Annotated in this window: 16 protein-coding genes; 14 read left to right on the top strand and 2 right to left on the bottom strand. The window is 34.4% G+C overall.

The features are described 5' to 3' along the window. The first annotated feature begins 71 nt into the window (after positions 1-71). The 7 genes from H8700_RS10620 to H8700_RS10590 all read left to right on the top strand — a co-directional run bounded on the left by H8700_RS10620 (position 72) and on the right by H8700_RS10590 (position 13,199). A complete protein-coding gene (locus H8700_RS10620) occupies positions 72-3,200 on the top strand; it encodes an RNA dependent RNA polymerase (protein WP_249305604.1) in 3,129 nt (1,042 codons plus the stop codon). 193 nt (positions 3,201-3,393) lie between these two features. Further along, a complete protein-coding gene (locus H8700_RS10615) occupies positions 3,394-3,588 on the top strand; it encodes a helix-turn-helix domain-containing protein (protein ID WP_118148418.1) in 195 nt (64 codons plus the stop codon). Positions 3,589-3,710: 122 nt separating this feature from the next. Then, complete coding sequence (locus H8700_RS10610; protein ID WP_249305603.1) at positions 3,711-4,163, top strand: hypothetical protein; 453 nt, start codon at positions 3,711-3,713, stop codon at positions 4,161-4,163. A gap of 14 nt (positions 4,164-4,177) precedes the next feature. Further along, the gene (locus H8700_RS10605) at positions 4,178-6,964 is read left to right on the top strand and encodes a phage tail tape measure protein (protein ID WP_249305602.1); all 2,787 of its coding nucleotides are present in this window, start codon (positions 4,178-4,180) and stop codon (positions 6,962-6,964) included. 833 nt (positions 6,965-7,797) lie between these two features. Further along, positions 7,798-8,307, top strand: a complete 510-nt coding sequence (locus H8700_RS10600; RefSeq protein WP_249305601.1) for a hypothetical protein — start codon at positions 7,798-7,800, stop codon at positions 8,305-8,307. Positions 8,308-8,310: 3 nt separating this feature from the next. Next, positions 8,311-9,018, top strand: coding sequence for a hypothetical protein (locus tag H8700_RS10595; protein WP_249305600.1), 708 nt, complete (start codon positions 8,311-8,313; stop codon positions 9,016-9,018). 542 nt (positions 9,019-9,560) lie between these two features. After that, positions 9,561-13,199: a hypothetical protein gene (locus H8700_RS10590; RefSeq protein WP_249305599.1), complete on the top strand. Its 3,639-nt coding sequence runs from the start codon at positions 9,561-9,563 to the stop codon at positions 13,197-13,199. 29 nt (positions 13,200-13,228) lie between these two features. Here the strand turns inward: H8700_RS10590 and H8700_RS10585 are convergent, their stop codons facing one another. After that, complete coding sequence (locus H8700_RS10585; RefSeq protein WP_249305598.1) at positions 13,229-13,945, bottom strand: Ig-like domain-containing protein; 717 nt, start codon at positions 13,943-13,945, stop codon at positions 13,229-13,231. A gap of 86 nt (positions 13,946-14,031) precedes the next feature. Here H8700_RS10585 and H8700_RS10580 point away from each other — a divergent pair, with 86 nt between their 5' ends. Next, entirely contained in the window at positions 14,032-14,199 is a 168-nt protein-coding gene (locus H8700_RS10580; RefSeq protein WP_249305597.1) for a hypothetical protein, read from the top strand. Here H8700_RS10580 and H8700_RS10575 read toward each other — a convergent pair. Next, positions 14,179-14,577: a hypothetical protein gene (locus tag H8700_RS10575; protein ID WP_249305596.1), complete on the bottom strand. Its 399-nt coding sequence runs from the start codon at positions 14,575-14,577 to the stop codon at positions 14,179-14,181. The two genes, H8700_RS10580 and H8700_RS10575, sit on opposite strands and share 21 nt — an antisense overlap. A 58-nt stretch (positions 14,578-14,635) precedes the next feature. Here H8700_RS10575 and H8700_RS10570 point away from each other — a divergent pair, with 58 nt between their 5' ends. From H8700_RS10570 to rsmH, 6 genes are all read left to right on the top strand, one after another. Beyond that, positions 14,636-14,860, top strand: a complete 225-nt coding sequence (locus tag H8700_RS10570; RefSeq protein ID WP_330606365.1) for an excisionase — start codon at positions 14,636-14,638, stop codon at positions 14,858-14,860. Positions 14,861-14,923: 63 nt separating this feature from the next. After that, positions 14,924-16,087: a tyrosine-type recombinase/integrase gene (locus H8700_RS10565; RefSeq protein ID WP_249305595.1), complete on the top strand. Its 1,164-nt coding sequence runs from the start codon at positions 14,924-14,926 to the stop codon at positions 16,085-16,087. Positions 16,088-16,163: 76 nt separating this feature from the next. Continuing rightward, complete coding sequence (gene ychF, locus H8700_RS10560) at positions 16,164-17,261, top strand: redox-regulated ATPase YchF (RefSeq protein WP_249305594.1); 1,098 nt, start codon at positions 16,164-16,166, stop codon at positions 17,259-17,261. A 29-nt stretch (positions 17,262-17,290) separates the two neighbouring features. Continuing rightward, on the top strand, positions 17,291-18,190 hold the full coding sequence (lgt, locus tag H8700_RS10555) for a prolipoprotein diacylglyceryl transferase (protein ID WP_249305593.1): 900 nt from the start codon (positions 17,291-17,293) through the stop codon (positions 18,188-18,190). A gap of 267 nt (positions 18,191-18,457) precedes the next feature. Continuing rightward, a complete protein-coding gene (gene mraZ / locus H8700_RS10550; protein WP_022140839.1) occupies positions 18,458-18,886 on the top strand; it encodes a division/cell wall cluster transcriptional repressor MraZ in 429 nt (142 codons plus the stop codon). Positions 18,887-18,923: 37 nt separating this feature from the next. Continuing rightward, a complete protein-coding gene (gene rsmH, locus H8700_RS10545; protein WP_022140840.1) occupies positions 18,924-19,859 on the top strand; it encodes a 16S rRNA (cytosine(1402)-N(4))-methyltransferase RsmH in 936 nt (311 codons plus the stop codon). The last annotated feature ends 15 nt before the right edge of the window (positions 19,860-19,874 follow it).

Below are 19,874 nucleotides of genomic sequence, written 5' to 3'. Positions count from 1 at the left end.
AGAAAAAGAATGCAGATTTATTAGAAGTCATTCATAATAATAAATCTGTCAGAGAAGTATCAGATAAATACTTGAATGAAAGAAATGAGATTGCAATATTTGAGAATGATATTGTCAGACTTGCATTAGCTGATAGAGAGTGTGAGAAATGTGATTATCAGTTGTTGGATGAGATAATTTATATGGTAATCAACCATAATGAAATCTTGTGGCAGATTCTAAGAGATGGAATCAAAATCGGTGGTAAAGAATATATGTTATTTACTGCCACAACAGGACAGGTCAGAAATGTTACTGTTACTCTTATGAGGAAAGATTTTTTTGAAAAGCACAAAGGTTTTTTGATGGTAGGATTGACTACTGAAAGTATCAATGCTAATGGTGGTATGAATGTAGGAAAGTATTTGTCATATAATGCGTTATCTTTATCATCAAGTGTAAAACCTCAAACAGTAATAGATATTGACCGATGTATTGTTGTAGAAGGTTTTGAAACTGTTGTTACAGACAAGGTTAAGTATATTGATATTAAGACAGATAATAACGGACAATGTTATGTAAATGATATACCGAAAGAATACCAGACAAAGAGTATTTCTATTGAGCATACGGATGGTGCTGGTATGTTTATTCCAGGCGAATTACCTTCAAGCTGTCAGATAAGGGGCGGTTATATCAAAGGTGCTATGTTCCCATTTGACTTTAGACTGTTTACACATGAAGTATCAAATAATAGTGTTTTGGTTGATCCGTGGGGAACACCGCATGATGTAGAAGAGGAAGATATAAGGTACATCATTACAACAAGTCAGTTGAAGATGTGGAAACAGTATAACTCATGGGAAGATTACAAGACTAAGTTCAAGGAAAATAATCTGGAATTATCTATCAATTCTTATGCGAATACTCCTAAAGAAGAGGTCACATTCTCATATCAATTTTTACAGACACTTCCATATAATACCGATATTACAGAATTGTGTAAGTCTGCTATTGAAGATTTAACTAAGCTGAAAACAGATTTTGATTATATGAAGTCACAGCTAGGATTGACACTTGATGAAGTGACAAATGATGATACAGACGAAGAGACTAAAGAGCAGGAATCACAGACAGTAGATACAAATGTTGAAAGAGCCAATTATTATATTGCAAAGGCATTAGATATATACCCTCCACTTATTCACGATAAACATATTATGAATAAGGTACAAAGTCTATTCAAAGCAAAGAAAAGGGCATATATGGGCGGTAAACTTCCAATGAGAGGTTACTACAGTTATGTTGCACCAGATATGTATGCTTTTTGTGAATATCTGTTTATTGGTAATACTGACCCGCAAGGCTTAGTTCCAGAGAATTGTGTGTATAACAAATATTATGCTGAATGTGAAGATGTGGAAGAAGTATTATGTCTTAGAAGTCCACACTTATCAAGATATGAATATCCAAGACGAAAGTTAGTATCTTCTGATGAATGCAATAAATGGTTTGGATATATGGAGAGTGACACAGTTGTAAGCTCCCATGATTTAATTTCCAAGTCATTACAATGTGATTGGGATGGTGACGAGATTTTAGTATGCCCCGACAAAGCATTGTTGAAAGCAGCAGAATCATTACCACAAGAGCCATTATATTATGATATGCAGAAAGCAGAGCCACAGCAGATAACGAATGAGGCAATTTACAGCACTTTGGTTAAAGGTTTTAGCAATAATATCATAGGTGAATCAAGTAATGCTATTACAAAGCTGTGGAATGTTCCTGAGTTAGCAGATAATCCGCTTATGTATGATGATATGATAAATGTCATATGTGCATTATCAAATTATGCAATAGATTTTCCTAAGACTGGTAAGAATCTTGACATAGGCGAATATCAGAAGTTGTATAAAGAATTAGTTCCACCAGAGGATATAAGAGAAAAATTCAAGCCACAGAAGATTAAATATCCGCAATTTTTCAAATATGCCAAAGGTAAAAAATCTAATCTTGCTGAATACACAGATAGTCCAATGGATAGAATTGCACAATACATTGATAAAACAGTCGGTAGCAAGCATTATAAATATGAAATAGGAACTGATGAAGAATTTGATTACAGGCAGTTGATGAATAATTCTGTCGGGAAGAATAGCAAGCCATTATTTGAAGTCGATAGAACAGATGAAAGATATTTGAAAGCATATAATGTCTTGAACAGCAGGAAGAAAGCAAAACAGAAGTTATGTCAAGATGTTAAAAAGGAAATAGACAGGAAAAACACAGATACCAAAGAGATAACAGCTAAGTATGATGTATTTCATTATTACTGTATCAAAGAGATTAAGGATATTTTCACGGATAAAAATGGTATATTCAATGTTAATCTTGCAGTTAATTACATAATTGATATGGAATATAACAAAGGTGACTTTTATACCACAAGCAAGGATATTTTGTGGAAGTGTTTTGGTAATGTGATTGTAGATAATCTTAATCAGAATCAGAAAACTGGTATAACACTAAAGGAAAGACCAAGAATGTGTTATAAAAAAGCGGTTAGAGGTAATGATGAATTAGACCAGATGATTGCTGATAAGATGGAGCGAAAGAGTGTTGATATAACACGAGCGGATATGGATTATATGGGAGCAGTCCTTCAGACAAAGAAAAATGGTTCATATTATCAGAATGATATTGGGTTGCTATTTGTGTTATTGTGTCATTATAAGTATGCTAAACAGTCGGGACGATTAAAAGAAGATGGTTCATTCTATATCACAAGGAAAAAGCACAACACTATGATTAAGCCAAATGGTAAAAAGAAGAAAATCGACATATCCTATAATATGAATAAGATTATGGAAATGGTCGGTGCTAAATCTTACGCAGGAAGTTTTGCAAGGTTTATGAGTAGCGGTATTCAGATTGAAACTGATGAAAACAAAATCAGTATAAATCTTGATATTGAGGAAGAAGATAATACTGAGGTGTTATTTACAGTCCAAGATATTTACAATCCGATAATATATTTACAGGCATATAATGAAGATAAGGAACTATCGGAATGTGTTGTATGTGGTAAGCAATTTATTAAGGATAGAAATAAAAAGACCTGTAGTGATAAGTGTAAGAGTAAGTATCATAAAATATGTGTTGATAGAAATAATGATAAAAATAAGTCTGCTGCCATAGCAGATAAAAAAGCAATTTAATATTTTTGAATAAGAAACAGAGTATCAAAAAAGCCTAGAAAATAAGGGAACTTTGGTACTCTGATTTTATTTTTACAAAAATTATATAGGGAGAAGAACTAAAGATTTTTGAAATTTATTTCATAATAGCCGAATTATCGGTACTTTATTTCTGATCTCACGGAATTATCATTAAAGAAAGGAGACTTTTGATATGGATTTACAATTAAGAGCCAAAGAGTATCTGAAACGCTATGGCATAAAGAAAAAGTATCTGGCTTCTTTAGTTGGGATTTATCCAAGTCAATTGTCGCAATGGCTGTCTGGGGATTATGACTTAAACACGAACCAGATAAAAATAATTGAAGATTTTTGCAATGGTAAGTCTCAATATACAGAACTTAATTGACAAAATGATATAATAAATCCTTATAACTATATCACAAAACCAATTAAGAAAGCAATGTACATTATTGCTAAAATATCAATACCTGTATTTGTTAAAATTTCACAGAAAGGAGTGAGCAGAGAATGAGTAATAATCTGGATATTGATATTATGAAGCTGACATTGCCGAATGGAAGAACTTTAGAGAAGCAGATGAAGTATGAAGCAAAGCGATTCTTGAAGATTTTACAAGAGGAAATCGACAGATGGTATAGTTTATACTCACCTATAATATATCAAAGAACTTATGACATGCGAAATTCTATATATGCGGAGGATTTGGTACGAGTAAGCACTTCTGGTAATAAACTTCAAATAGAAATCAATTATGATGATACTGCATTTCATAAATCATTATGGCATGATAGTAAAATCAACTCAATCCTACTGATGAATGAAGGGTATCATGTGTCTAATGACTGGCACAGGGATATTGAAAATTTTGGCTATAGGGAAGGAGGTCACTTCCTGGAAAATGCCATAGAACGTTTTAACAAAGAAAATTACTTTGGTATTGATATTGAAATCAATTACTAAAGGAGGCTTATAAAATGGCTAATAACAATCTATTTACATTAGGATTGGATATAACGGCTACACAGAACAAAATGAGTAATCAGCTTAAACAGATAGCGAAAAATTTATCTGATAGCGATACTATTCGTGTGACTGGTGGTTTAGATATAACAAAATCACAAAACAAACTTCAACAGCAGTTGAATGACATTTCTAAGAATCTTAAAATCAATGTGGGAATAGTCAATATTGACACTTCCGCAATCAAGCAACAGCAAAATGCTATAAATCAGCAGATGAAATCTGGAATCAATGCAACAGGTGTTAAAATACCTTTTCAGTTTGATTTATCAGATGCAAATGCGGTTAAAGCAGAAATCAATAAAATCGTTGCAGACATCACCAATAATAAGGGTCAGTTAGTAAAATATAAAATCAATGTAGATGATAATGGACAGGCTACAAAAGCATTACTCACTTATAGGAATGAACTTAATGAGGTAACAAATGCTACATTAAAATTACAGTCTGTTGGTAAGTGGTATGATGCGAATGGTGTAGAACATAGCATTGTAAAATGGTCTGAAGGTCAGAAATCATTATCACAGAACATTGAAGCTACAGTAAAAGCTAATCAAAGACAGATGGAATCTGACAATCAAGTTATCCGTAAGAAACAGGAATTGATTGCACAGATGAAACTTCTTAATACACAGGCTGAAAAGGCTGGTATTTCTTTAAATTCTGATAATCAGAAATCGTTCAATGATTTATCTATCAATGCATCCACTTTAGATGATATTAAACAGTTAGAAAGTTATTTGCATTTGGCAAGAACCGAATATCAGACTTTCAATGCAGAAATTGCAAAGGGTACTCATGCAAGCTCATTAGAAGCTATGAAGAATACTTTAGCAACTATGCCACAGGAAATTGCTTTAATTGAAGCAAAATTCAATTCTATTAAAATGCCTGATAATGTAAAAACTCAGATTGAAGAGTTAAAGGCTTTAATGAAATCTATCAATAGTATTAGTGATCCGCAGGAAAAGATTGCAAAATACAATGAGATGGTATCTTCTTTGAAGAGTTTACAGAAACAGTATCAAGTTACTTCACAAGAACAAAAGAATCTAAATGCTGATATGGCAACTATGCAGGGTGCATCTACTCTTACTAATAGAATTATTTCATGGATGGGACAGAATAGAGAAGCCGCCGTACAGTATGACGCAGAGTTGAAACAGATAGTTGCTGATTTGCAGAACTGTAGTAATAAAACTGATTTAACAAGGTTACAGCAACAGTTTAGAGGAATACAAGCACAAGTTAAGGCTACAGATAGTGTGTCTACTGGATTCTTTGGTAATCTGAAAATGCAGTTAGGTGAAGCTATTAGCAATATGATGCGGTATCAGTTGGCTTACGAAATTATTCAAAAGACAACCAATGCTTTAAAAGCAATGATACAGTCTGTATCTGATTTGGACAAGAACCTAACTGAATTTAATAAGGTTGCTGATTTATCATATGAGCAATTATCCAATTTCTCGGATAAAGCATATGAAGCAGCAGATAAAATTGGCAGAACTGGTTCAGATATGATTGAAGCGGCTACAGAGTTTAAGAGGGCTGGCTATGACCTTGATAACAGTTTGCAGATGGGCGATGCAGCTCTTGTAATGACAAATGTTGCTGATGGTATTACACAGACTTCCGATGCGGCTAGTACACTGATTTCAGTATTAAATGGCTTTAATGTTGATGAATCGGATATTATGTCTATTGTTGACAAAATGAATAGTGTATCAAACCAAAGTCCTGTTGGATTTGATAATCTTGCAGATGGATTAGAGCGTGTTTCTGGTACAATGAATCAGGCTGGTAATAGCATTGATCAGACTATTGGTTTGTTGACAGGTGGTTTTACACAGCTTAGAAATATGGAAAAAGTGTCTACTGGTCTTATCGCAATCTCACAAAGATTGAGGGCAATAGACGAGGATGGAGAGGAAATTGACGGATTATCAGCAGAATTGGGAAAAGCTTTTGGTTCAATAGGAGTAAACATTGAGGATGCGAATGGTGATTTGCGTTCTACATATGATATTCTTTCTGACTATGCGAAGGTTTACCCAGAATTAACAAGTGAACAGAGACAATACTTTGGAGAACTTGCGGCTGGTAAACGACAAATTACAGTATTTAATGCTATTGTTGATGAAATGTCGGCAGTAGATAAAGCAATAGAACAATCTAAGGATAGTTTAGGCAGTGCAACAAACGAAAATGAGATTTACCGCCAGAGCATCGAGGGAATGAAAAATGAGTTCAATAACCAATTTCAGATGCTGAGTAAAGAAGTGATCTCTTCGGATTGGATTAAGGATTTAATATCTGCTGGAACTGATTTCTTAGGTGTATTAACAGATATTGTAAAACAGGATGATTTAGTTTCTGGTACTATCGGTGTTATAACCGAAGTACTTAAAACACTTGCATCTGTTTTGAAATCATTAACTGGTAATGATGGAATAGCAGCCTTGATTAAAGGCTTTATGACATATAAAACAGTTACAAAAGGAATTGACCTTTTCAACTTTATTAGTGGAAAGAAGAACACATTTACACAGACACAAAACGCTATGAACGCATTTTTCCAGAGTGCTGTCAATGGAAGTATGCAAGTCAAAGATGGCTTTTTGCAAGTGGGCGAAGCTGAAAAGCAGATGTTTAACAATTCCAATAAAAGCGGTTGGGGTATAAATTATCATTTATCATTGTTATTAGTGTACTGTGCCCACCCTTCTAAGGTTGTGTAATAATGCCACGTAATTAACGGACGGGAATAATCGCATGATAATAAATCATAAAAATAACCGAATATGCTGGGAAAGCACTTAAACTATATACCAAAGCGGAATGAGAAATCATAGACGTAATGTGTGAAGAAATTCAGAAAAAACATATAGTTGACATATGGTGAGAGCCTAAGTGTCTATTGTTGCAGGTACACGAAGTTTTGACTGCAATATGAGAGATTGAAAATGGTGCTGGTCTATAGGTAGATATGATATTCATATCGAAAGCAGGGGAGTTCCTAAGTCGTGCATACGATAAAAATATGACTATTTGATATATGCAAACTATGCTGACTTCTGAAAACAGATAGTATTATATAGTCGGAAATACCCTCAGAGGCTGACAAGGTTAGGCAGAATACAGGCGTAATTGTATTTTGCTTCAATATACAGTCCAACTACTATTGATTGTAGAGACTTAGTTTAAAGACTGGGTTGCATATAAAAGATTTTATAATTCGATAAATTACTACTTATATTTGTTTGAGATATAAGTTTGAATATAAGATATGTTCGCTGAAATGTCTGGTAAACATGTAAGCGGTGTTTGAGGCATATCTTAATAAATAATTGTGGAAAATATAAAAAATGTGGAGGTAACAGATAGGCACTATACAGTTACCAGATAAATAACTGATAGTGCCTGTTTGTGTTTATTGATAAAATGTGTGTTCAAAATATTTGAGCATAGATTTTTTGAATAAACTTTTTATGTTTTTTCAAATTAAATTTTCTTAATAAAGCCGAGAAAATGTGCGGTTATGCACACGATAATTTTAAGGAGGAATAGCAAAATGGCAAAAGTTGAAAGAATTGAATTTGAATCTGCTACATTATTTAAGGAGTTGGTAGATAAAGGACAGTTGAAAAGTCTTGTGAGTGTAAAGAGTTCACCATATCCGAAGTATTGTTTTAAGAATACCGACAAGGTAGCAGACATTGTAGGAAAGTTTGTGGCACAGCACAATCTAAAGAGTGATAGAAGTATTGATGATTGCTGGAAAACATTTGATAAGATAATTGTTAATGCAGAAGAAAAGCCACAGAGTATTGTTACAAGGAATCTTAAAGCAGTTAAGCGTATTGTTGATGAAGGATATGCCTATATGCTTAAAAGGACTTGTGTGGATCAGTACAAGAAGAAATGTTTTGTATTCTATGAGAATGACAGAATTTCAGAAATCAAGAATGAAGAGGATGCAATCAGTAGAGCAAAATATGAGGAAAAACATACATCCTCAAGAAAAGAAATGGCAGATACAAGAATGTCTGAATTGATTAAAAAAGCTATGGAGGTAAAATAAGTAATGGCAAACAAGAAGTATTTTTATAATGATTTTGATGGTAAAAAGGTTGAATATGTATTAGAAAAGGGCTTATCTCTTAGTCAGAAAATGAGTTTTGTTGTAGAAGTAGCAAGTACAGTAGTATCAAAAGAGGTTGGATATGCACAAGTGTTAAGACAGCCAATGTTTGAATACTGCCTTATTACATACTACACTAATATTGTTCTGTTTGAAAATGGAGAAGAGTTTAGTCTGGATAAGGTGGATAAATTCATTAAGGATAACAAGGAAAATGTTATTGATGTTATTCGTGAGAATACATCTGATGATGAGAGATCAGAACTTGACAATGCTTGTAATGAAGCTATTGAATACAGAAAGTTGCATTACAATGATTTGAAGGATGAGATTGAGGATTTATTACAGGTAGTCAGAGAGTTTGTTGTTAAGCCAGACTACATGAATGAACTTTTACAGGCTCTTACAAATGCTGTAAATACCTTTGCTGATAGGGGAGATATTGATTATGAGGCAGTAAATAAGCTGGTTGATATTATTCCTATTGTGCAGAAGTTGGATAGTAAAGATGTGGCAAAAGCCATTGTAAAAGAGTTCCATAATGACGATAAACCTTTATCGTATGATGCATCGAAGCAGCCTAAAAAGAGTGATAAGGGAAGAAAACAAAAGACCGAATTTGCAGTAGAAAAGGGCGAAAAGACTGAATAAATAAGGCTTTTTGCGTATATATGAGGACTGGGAAAAAAATCCTAGTCCTTATTTGTATGCAGAAAATATAGGATTAAATCATAGCAAAGAGGTAGTAAATGCTTTATCGACACATAAAAGTCGGGACTATTTATACAGAAAAACTCAAAAAAGAAATTCTTATTTTTATTTATTTTCCATAAGGGCAGTAGGTGCTTTTGTGTGAATAAATTTTTTTGAAAAATCGTTATCGTGAGTACTAAGATAGTATAGATAGATAACAGATAATATACAGATAAACAATAGCTGTAAAGGCTAAAAATTGAATTGGAGGTTATAGTACAATGAATAAACATTAAAACAAAACACTATATTGAATATACAAAAGATGGTATTACATACAGATAAATTCCTTGAAGGAGACAAAGAAGAATACCCATATCCATATGTATATATGTATGGGATATGACAAATCAAAAGTAGAAAATGTTTGGAATAGCTTGAATAAACTTATGAAATAGTTTGACAATTATGTAAAATCTAATAAAAAGAGGAGGTAAATAATGGAAAAATTTATTATAAACAGAGACGGAAGCATTGAGCAAGATCAGGTATTCTTATGTGATAGAATGCTCAATACTATTTGTGAAATATACCCTATAGATAATTTAAAAACGGATATGCATTTTGCATCAAATGATGAAGTATCATTTACATTGTACAAAAATAACAATAATGTATTTAATCCATTTTGGGATAAAATAGATGATTTGTCTATTATTTTAGTACAAGGAAAAGGATATTTTGAAATAGCTGTACCTAAGACGGACGATGGTGCAATTTTTAAAGAGATTACAGGTGTATCTCTCGGAGAAGCAGAAACTGCTCAGACAAATGTAACTTTAGAGATCAATACTGATGACGATATGGATAGAGACGATTATGTAGAGACAGTTTTATATAATGAAACAAATACAGAAGGATCTTTATTACATAGAATATTTAAAGTAATGCCACACTATACTATAGGTCATGTGGATGATTCTATAAAAAATATTCAGAGAACCTTTTCTGTTAGTGACACAACAGTATATGATTTCTTACAGCAAATAGCAGAAGAAATTGGATGTGTATTTGTATTCGATAATTTTTCTCGTACAGTAAATTGTTATGATCTGCAAGAACACTGTACCAATCCAAAATGTATCGCAGATAAAGATCATAGAAATATCATTAATGGAGTATGTCAACATTGTAATTCTTCTGATTATGTAGTGGATGGCTATGGAGAAGATACAGGTGTATTTATTGAAGGGGCTAGTCAGGAAGATAATACGACAGAAACTATCACTATTACTGGTGACAAAGATAGTGTTAAGAACTGCTTTAAAGTCGAAGGCGGTGATGATATCATTACCGATCGAATTGCAAGTAGGCTGATTGGTGGTAATTATATATGGAAATTTTCTGATTATCAAAAGTCTCAAATGTCAGAAAACTTACAAATAGCGTTGTCAGAATGGGAAAAATATGTTGCAACCCAACAAGATACTTACAATAAATATTGGGATAAATTAAGTGCAAATATTGACGAGATAAGCTATTATCGTGATTCTATGATGCCAAATGATGATACGGACGAAACTGCCGAATCTGTATGCCAGGAGATTTTTGGCGGCAATGGTAAAACAGGAAAAATAACATATGCTTGTCTGCAAAACAGAACAATGAATAAAACAATGTTATCTAACACTGTAAGTAATTTTGCCAAAGCGATTGCCCCACCAACTTACACAGTAGAATTAAATGACATTCACACAACTACTGAGACAGACGGTACTTTTACTATTATCAATAGCTTATCGTTTAAAGCACATATTTATCTCAAAGATGAATATGAAGATGATGGCATAACGTTAAAGGATGAATATACTTCGTCCACTATCACTCTTCCAGTAAAAAAGGGATATAAGTTATATGTTAATGAAAATGACAACAAAACATATACCTCTGATTACTTCTATTATTTAAAACAGCAAATAGATATCAAGCTAGAACAAGTAGATACCAAAGAAGAAGTAATGGTGTTTGATCCACCTCTTGATCCAACAACGAATAAATATCAGTCTGGTTATAATGCTGACAGTTTTGCAGAATATGATAACGAAACTAATACAAAGAACTTACAATCTAATCATTACACGATGTTTTGTATAGAACGTTTGCAGTCATATTTTGATGCGTATGAAGCTTGCAGTCAGGTCATTTCTAAGAAAAACGCAGAAATAGCATCCGATGATGCAACTGAAAAGGATAGGCTGTTAATGTATATTAAAGATGATAATACGAAAGAAGCAATCTTCGATTCTCTTCTCGGTAAGTATAAACGCAGAATGGAATGTTTGTCTGCAAGGATTTCATATCTTAACAAAAAGATTAAAACTCTTGAAGAAGAGAATGATGCGTTAAGTAATAAGATTAACGTTATTAGAAATAATTGTGATTTACAAAACTTTCTAACAAGAGTAGAAAATGCATTAGGGGGTAAGGATCTATGGATTGAGCTTTGCACTTTTAGACGTACTGATACATATAAAAATGATAATTTTATTGGAGAAGACCAACCTGAAAGTGTATTGATGGAAAACGTGGAAGAATTACTCAAACAAGCGAATATAGAAATAGAGAAAGCTTGCAAGGTGAATTATTCTACTACTGCTACAATAGCAAATCTTCTTACATTAAAAGAATTTGAACCATTTTGGGACAAATTTAAATTAGGTAATTATATTCGTGTTCGTGTAGATGAAGATATCTACACAATGAGAATTATTACTGTTTCTTTTGATTATTCAGATCTCTCGCACTGTTCTGTGGAATTCTCTGATACGATTAAGAATAAAGTATCTTCTGTAAATCAGGTAAAAGATATTCTCAAGCAGGCTTCCTCTATGGCAAGCAGTTATAGTTATGTGGCACGACAGGCTGACAAAGGCAGTAAAGCAAATCAGCAATTCCAAAATATGAAAGAAAATGGTCTTGATATTGCAAATACTATGATCAAATCTTCTGACAATCTTGATTTTGTATGGAACAAATATGGTTTTAAGGGCAGAGAATGGGATGATGTTAAAAATGAATTTGCACCTGAACAGCTTGCTATGACAAATAATCTTCTTGCGTTTACAAAGGATAGTTGGGAACATACCTGTGCTGCGATTGGCAAGATCAGTTATTTTGATGATATGGATCAGACTTATAAATGGGATTATGGTATCAATGCAGGAGTGTTGATCGGTGATCTTGTTATGTCAGAACAGCTTCGCATCATGAATGATTCTGGAAATTACTATATTGACAAGAATGGTTTCACAATGGTCAAAAAGGACAGTAACGGAAAGGTTCTTAGCGAGATTGCTATCAAACCCGAAAATCCATCTATGGTTTTATCACGTAACGGAAAGTCATTATTTGATTTCAATTCGGATGGTTTAGGTTGTTTGAGAATTGGTAGTGATACAAGTGGTATTACTTTTGACCAAAATGGTAATGCTGCGTTTGCAGGCAAAATCAGTTCTTCAAGTGGTGATATTGGTTCTTGGCATATTGATGGAAATGGTTTTTATGGTGAAGAAAATAAATCATCTTTTTTAACTGCTTATGGTAATCTAACAGATAAAGATTTTAACTTAGAGGGAATAAGTTTCCAGTCTACGTTTTATAACGGTAAACTTATATGTGGTGTAGCAAGTGATAGCGCAAGTTTAACTATTCCTGACACATCGCATGGTTATACAGATATGTCAGCAAGAGGATTTTTCTCCAAATCTAAAGGTATGGCTGATAATGAATGGTTAGTAAGAATAGATACAGAAGCAAAAAGGTTTATCACTGATGTAAATATTACAGCACCTAATATTGGAGATATATGTATTAGTAGTATTTCAAAGGTGTCATTTAATTCACCAAATGTAAAACAAAATTTAGAAAGTGAAACGTGGACTGATTATGATTATAGTATGTTGAAAGATATTACAGATATTATGGTAATTCCAGTTACACAAAGTTATGGAATTGTGACTTCTGAAAGTCATTCAAATGGCAAATTAACATTAACTATGACAAATATCAGTGGCGAAGCACATACTTTAGGATGCGTCGTATATCTTGTAGGATACAAAAAAATAAGCTCAAGTTCATGAGCTTATTCCTTAGTCTAGTATTTATATAATTATTTTGTATCATCATCTGCACTTATAACTGTAATTGTGCAATAGCATTCTGGTGCGCCAGATAAAAATCTTATTTGTGTAGTTCCTTCAGAAACAGCCGTTACAACACATGCATGATTATCATTGGTAGTTACATTCTCTACAGTAGCCACTTTTTCGTTTTTACTAATAAACCCTGTAGATGGCGAATGATATAATGTACCTCGTACTAAATTCACTTCCAATTTATGTGTCTCTCCAACTTTCATAGTAATTTCTTTTTCAACAAATTCTGCTGTGCTTGGTATAAGTGGTGTTTTTGTTGGTATTGGTGGCATTGTAGGCACTGGTGGTTTTTGGTTTTGCATAGCAGTAGGGACAGCAGTCTTCTTCACATTCTTCGTATTCTTCTTACTTGTATTCTTCTTACTCACACTACCAACAGTAACCTTGCAAGTATATTTCTTTTTGCCAACTTTAGCAACAATAGAAGCTTTCCCTTTCTTTTTTGCTTTTACCTTACCTTTTTTCGTAACAGAAGCTACTTTCTTGTTACTACTCTTCCATGTCACTTTCTTCTTGTTATTGAGAAGTCTCAGATTAATCGAACCACCGACCGAGAGGGTAGCTTTTGTTATGTTTAATTTGACTTTGGACTTTGCATCAACCGGTGCTGCTAAGGTAAGACAAAGTGACAGGATCAGTGTGATTGCTAATGATTTGTTAAATTTTTTCATCTTGTACCTCCTTTGATTTACGATATTTTACATTTAGATAAGTATAGCATAGATTGGGTGAGGGTGCAAGGAAGGTGGTAGCAAAGGTGGACATTGATGATCCTATGGCAGATGAGAAAATGACTTCTGCCTTTTATATTAAGGAGCGTGATAATATGTCAGGAATGAAAGGTATTTATAGGTTTAATCCTGCCTTGGTTGGAGGAATTATAGGATTGATTATTGATTTAATCTTATGCAAAATACTTCCCTAATAAAAATCCAACAACAGCACCTATAATCGTTATAATTGTTGAATATATCCAATAATGCTTGTTATTGTCTATCAGAGTTTGATTAATTTCTTTTAAGTTGTTATTGGTAGTTTGTAATTCATCAATCTTTGTATTACAAGTATCAATAAGTTTATTCTGAGTTTCAATCTGAGCATTTAACTTCATATTTTCATATTGGATAGCATCAAGTTTATTATTTGATTTCTGTTGTTCTTTTACCATAGGATTATCTGTTTTAAGTATTGGCGTTTGTTGAAAATTATAGTGAACAGGCGGTACAGAATCTAATAGTTTTTGAGGTTCGATATTTTTCAGTTGATTACTTAGTTCTGCTGGAGTTAGATTGATTTTATCCATAGAGGATATCCCCATTAAACAATTTTATTTATTATAACACATGTTAGTATAAAGGAGTGTGATTTTTATAGAAATGACAGACAGTAAAACTTTAGAAATGCCATTTTGGTTAAAATTAAATATGACAATTAAAGAGGCGGCAGCTTATTCAAATATAGGAATTAACAGAATTGAAGAGTTATTAAAACAACCGAAGTGCAATTTTGTACTTTATGTAGGAAATAAAAAATTGGTAAAGAGAAAAGAGTTTGAACAGTACATATCAAAGAGCATTGAATTATAAAAATTTTGGTGGTTTCAAAATTGCAGAACTTATGATATAATAATAGGCTGTATCAAACTCTTTATGCTTACACAGCAGGAAGGAGTTGATTTTACGGGCAAAGATTTAAAAGGAAGAGAGCTTGGTGTAGGAATATGCCAGCGAAAAGACGGATTATACACAGCTAGATTTGTTAGCAAGCGTACAGGAAAATCCGTTCAGAGATATTTTCCGAAGTTACAAGAATGCCGTAATTGGTACGCAGACGCTAGGTTCGAGGATGAACATGGTGGAATCAATGCTTGTGGTGATATGACAGTCACAGCTTGGTTTGAGTATTGGCTTGAAAATATAAAAGGTGATAGTATCAGACCTAACACGATAAGGAATTACAGAGAAAGGTTTGAACATAACATTAAAGACTGTATAGGAAGTATGATTTTATCAGATGTAAAACCGATGCACTGTCAAAATGTTCTGAATCAGATGAAGGATAATTATAGGACTTCAACAATCTATCAGACAAGAATTGCTTTGTATTGTATGTTTTCAGATGCAGTTGAGAACGATGTTATACTAAGAAACCCAGTAACAAAAGCAGTCAAGTACAATATTGGTAAAGAACCAAAGAAAGTAAGGGCATTGACAGTAGAAGAACAGAAGAAGTTCTTGGAAGTAGCGAAAGACTGTAGCAATTACAATCAGTTTGCATTTATATTACAGACTGGATTAAGAACAGGAGAAATGATTGGTCTTAAATGGTCAGACATTGATTTTGAGAAGAAAGTAGTACATATTCAACGATCAATGGAGTATCGGCATTCTGTAGGTGAGTGGAGAATAGGCGAGCCAAAAAGTAAGTCGGGGTATAGAGATGTACCTTTGACAGAAGCAGCAATTCAGTTATTGAAAACACAAAAAGAAAAAGTGAAAAGTCTTAAAGTTATCAATATGGATTTTTCGGAGTTTGTGTTTTTGAATCGTAAGGGCGAACCTACAAAAAATTCTGCATATGATACCACACTATTTAAGCTATGTGATAAAGCTGGTATTCCTCGTTTCTCGATGCACGTATTAAGGCACACATATGCTACGAGAGCGATAGAGGGTAATATGCGTCCTAAAACCTTGCAAGTAATATTAGGGCATTCTAATGTAGGAATTACCATGAATTTATATGTCCATGTGACAGAAGATGAAAAGGTAAAGGAAGTTGAAAAGATAGAAAAAGCCTTAAAAATTGTGTAGTAAATTGTGTAGTAAAATAACATAGAAAGGCGAAAACCCTTTAAATATAAGGATTTTCAGACAGGTATATTAAGATATGAAACTAGGAATTGTAGGATTACCAAATGTAGGAAAAAGTACATTATTCAATTCATTAACCAAAGCAGGAGCAGAATCAGCCAACTATCCATTCTGTACGATCGACCCGAATGTAGGTGTTGTTCCAGTCCCTGATGAGCGATTAGATGTACTGGCTAAGATGCATAACTCAGCAAAAGTCGTTCCTGCTGTGATTGAATTTGTTGATATAGCCGGTCTGGTAAAAGGTGCATCCAAAGGCGAAGGACTTGGTAACCAGTTCTTATCCAATATCCGTGAGGTAGACGCAATCGTGCATGTAGTACGTTGTTTTGAAGATACAAATATTGTTCATGTAGATGGAAATATTGATCCATTAAGAGATATTGAAACGATCAACTTAGAACTTTTATTCTCTGATCTAGAAATATTGGAAAGAAGACATGCAAAGTTAGTCAAGAGTGTAAAGGGCGACAAATCACTCACAAAAGAGCTTGATCTGGTAGAACGTTTACAAAAATTCTTAGAAGACGGTTCTTTGGCAAAGAATTTTGAAGTAGTCGATGAAGAGGAAGAAAAGCTGCTTGCAAGCTTTAATCTTTTGACGTACAAGCCTACAATCTATGCTGCAAATGTCAGTGAAGATGACTTAGCAGATGACGGAGCATCCAACGAGCAGGTGGCAAAAGTTAGAGAATATGCCAAGAAAGAGGGATCAGAAGTATTCGTGATCTGTGCGCAGATCGAGCAGGAGATTGCAGAACTTGATGACGAAGAAAAGAAGATGTTTTTAGAGGATCTTGGCTTGAAGGAGTCCGGACTTGAAAAACTGATCCGCGCAAGTTATTCGTTGTTAGGTCTGATCAGTTACCTGACATCCGGTGAAATGGAAACAAAAGCATGGACGATCGAAAAAGGAACAAAAGCTCCACAGGCAGCAGGAAAGATTCATTCCGATTTTGAACGTGGATTTATTCGTGCAGAAGTTGTCAGCTATGAGCATCTTGTAGAACAGGGAAGCATGAATGCAGCAAAAGAAAAAGGTCTTGTACGAAGCGAAGGAAAAGATTACGTGGTACAGGATGGGGATGTTGTTTTATTCCGTTTTAACGTATAATCGGACAAAACGAAAACTGTTGCATAGAAATGGAGATTGATATGGGAGCAGATGTAAGATTTCCTCATCTGGGAATTGTAATCGATTCGTTGGGGAAAACAATTAATATAGGAAATTTTTCAATCGCATATTATGGAATCGTCATAGCACTCGGAATGGTTGCCGGCTTTTTTATGGCAAGCTGGCAGGCAACACGCTTAGGGCAGGACAAAGATATTTATCTGGATCTTGCCTTATGGGATATTATTTTTGCTATCATTGGTGCGAGACTGTATTATGTTATCTTTAGCTGGGATTATTATGGAAAACATCCCATGGAGATCTTAAATACGCGTGGCGGTGGCATGGCAATCTACGGTGGTGTGATTGCCGGAGTTCTAACAACGTTTATTTTTGCAAAAGTAAAGAAACTGTCTTTTTTTGATCTGACAGATGCAGCATGCGGAGGTCTTTTGGTAGGGCAGATCTTTGGCCGCTGGGGAAACTTCTTTAACCGTGAAGCGTTTGGCGGATATACGGATAATCTTTTTGCCATGCAATTAAAACGTTCGCAGGTGCGTGCCGGAGATATGACAAAAGATGTCTTAAAGCACCTGGTCAATATTGATGGGATACAATACATACAGGTGCATCCGACATTCTTATATGAATTGTTATGGAATATAGGAGTTTTGGCAGTTGTTCTTCTTTGGACGAAGAAAAGAAAATATAAAGGACAGTTATTTTTAATCTATCTTTGCGGTTATGGACTCGGAAGGTGCTGGATCGAAGGACTTCGAACCGATCAGTTGAAATTCTTTGGTACACAGATTGCCATATCACAGATACTTTCTGCTGTCTTATTCCTCGGAGCGGCAGGTATTTTGCTCTGGAAGGCAGTCAAAGCAAAAAGAGAGAAGAATGCACAGGAATCCATTGTAAAAGATTAAGAGAATCCATGATTTTAAAAGATATTTTATTGGGATAAAAAGAAAAAGAATAAAAAGTATAAGAGTTTTGGAACTGACATCGCTCAAAATCGGTCAGATACGAGTGTATGTTTGGAACAAAACTCTTTTTTTTCCAAAAAAATACTTGCCTTATTCCCAAAAAAGATATAAAATATGATAGTAAGTGGTGAGAAGTGGGGTAAAGTGGTGAATGAATCCCTTTTAGTGGGGTGACAAGCCATACGCTGAGAGTAGGAGGTGATAATCATGTTCATGGGACAATACGAGCATTCGATCGATACCAAGGGCAGAATTATCATTCCTGCAAAATATCGCGAAGAATTGGGCGATACTTTCGTAGTGACCAGAGGTCTGGATGGATGTCTTTTTTTATATCCGCAGGCAGAATGGGCACAATTTGTAGAGAAGTTACAGCAGCTTCCTTCTAACCAGAATACGAGAAAAATTCAAAGACAATTCTTATCCAAAGCGATGGAGGTTTCATTAGACAAGCAGGGACGTATTTTGATTCCGGCTTTACTTCGCACCAGTGCAGCATTAGAAAAAGAAGTTACATTTGTTGGTATGATGAACCGAATTGAAGTCTGGGATAAGAACCGCCTGGAAGCACAGGAGATGCAGGATGACGATGAAGTATTAGAAGAAGCAATGGATGAGCTTGACATTTCATTGTGATCTAGGGAAAACAGATAGAAAGGCAGAAGGAGAGAACATGGAATTTAATCACAAATCTGTACTTCTTGATGAAGTGATCGCCGGACTTGCGATCAAACCCGATGGAATCTATGTGGATGGTACTCTGGGTGGAGCAGGACATGGCAGTGTCGTATGTTCTAAGCTTGGAAAGAACGGCAGATTTATCGGATTGGATCAGGATGAAGATGCTATTGCGGCAAGCACAAAGAGATTAGAACCTTATCAGGACAAAGTGACAATTGTTCGCAGCAACTATTCTGATATGGTGAATGTATTACATGATCTTGGTGTAGAAAAAGCAGACGGTATTACTTTGGATCTTGGTGTTTCTTCTTTTCAACTGGACACCGGAGAAAGAGGGTTTTCTTACCGGTTTGATGCACCATTGGATATGCGTATGGATAACCGTCAGGAACTGACAGCATATCAGGTTGTAAATGAATATACAGAAAGTGAACTCTACCATATTATTAAAAATTATGGTGAAGATAAATTTGCGAAGAATATTGCAAAAAATATTGTGATCGCAAGACAAAAGGAACCTGTTAAGACAACAAAGGAACTGGCTGACATCATCAGCTATTCCATTCCAATGAAGGTAAAAAAGCAGGGCGGACATCCTGCAAAGAGAACATTTCAGGCGATTCGTATTGAGGTGAATCATGAACTGGAAGTTTTAGAACGAAATATCAATGATATGATCGATCTTTTAAATCCTGGGGGAAGATTTTGTATTATCACATTCCATTCTTTAGAAGACCGTATCGTGAAGAAGGCTTTTCGGACAGCACAAAATCCGTGTACATGCCCACCGGATTTTCCGGTTTGTGTATGTGGTAAGAAACCAAAGGGGAAAATGGTATATCGGAAACCGGTATTGCCATCGGATGAGGAATTGGAAGAAAATCCTCGTTCAAAGAGCGCAAAGCTCAGGATTTTTGAACATATTTAAGGAGAGGAGCAGCTT

This window comes from Jutongia hominis, assembly GCF_014384965.1.
Taxonomy (GTDB): Bacteria; Bacillota; Clostridia; order Lachnospirales; family Lachnospiraceae; genus Butyribacter; species Butyribacter hominis.
The sequence above is the reverse complement of the archived record's forward strand: the minus strand, read 5'-3'. Positions and strand labels throughout refer to the sequence as shown.

Bases quoted from the DNA above. Each gene is read 5' to 3' on its own strand.
- H8700_RS10615 (WP_118148418.1), top strand. From the start codon at position 3,394: ATGGATTTACAATTAAGAGCCAAAGAGTATCTGAAACGCTATGGCATA.
- H8700_RS10610 (WP_249305603.1), top strand. From the start codon at position 3,711: ATGAGTAATAATCTGGATATTGATATTATGAAGCTGACATTGCCGAAT.
- H8700_RS10605 (WP_249305602.1), top strand. From the start codon at position 4,178: ATGGCTAATAACAATCTATTTACATTAGGATTGGATATAACGGCTACA.
- H8700_RS10600 (WP_249305601.1), top strand. From the start codon at position 7,798: ATGGCAAAAGTTGAAAGAATTGAATTTGAATCTGCTACATTATTTAAG.
- H8700_RS10595 (WP_249305600.1), top strand. From the start codon at position 8,311: ATGGCAAACAAGAAGTATTTTTATAATGATTTTGATGGTAAAAAGGTT.
- H8700_RS10590 (WP_249305599.1), top strand. From the start codon at position 9,561: ATGGAAAAATTTATTATAAACAGAGACGGAAGCATTGAGCAAGATCAG.
- H8700_RS10585 (WP_249305598.1), bottom strand. From the start codon at position 13,945: ATGAAAAAATTTAACAAATCATTAGCAATCACACTGATCCTGTCACTT.
- H8700_RS10575 (WP_249305596.1), bottom strand. From the start codon at position 14,577: ATGGATAAAATCAATCTAACTCCAGCAGAACTAAGTAATCAACTGAAA.
- H8700_RS10565 (WP_249305595.1), top strand. From the start codon at position 14,924: ATGCTTACACAGCAGGAAGGAGTTGATTTTACGGGCAAAGATTTAAAA.
- ychF (WP_249305594.1), top strand. From the start codon at position 16,164: ATGAAACTAGGAATTGTAGGATTACCAAATGTAGGAAAAAGTACATTA.
- lgt (WP_249305593.1), top strand. From the start codon at position 17,291: ATGGAGATTGATATGGGAGCAGATGTAAGATTTCCTCATCTGGGAATT.
- mraZ (WP_022140839.1), top strand. From the start codon at position 18,458: ATGTTCATGGGACAATACGAGCATTCGATCGATACCAAGGGCAGAATT.
- rsmH (WP_022140840.1), top strand. From the start codon at position 18,924: ATGGAATTTAATCACAAATCTGTACTTCTTGATGAAGTGATCGCCGGA.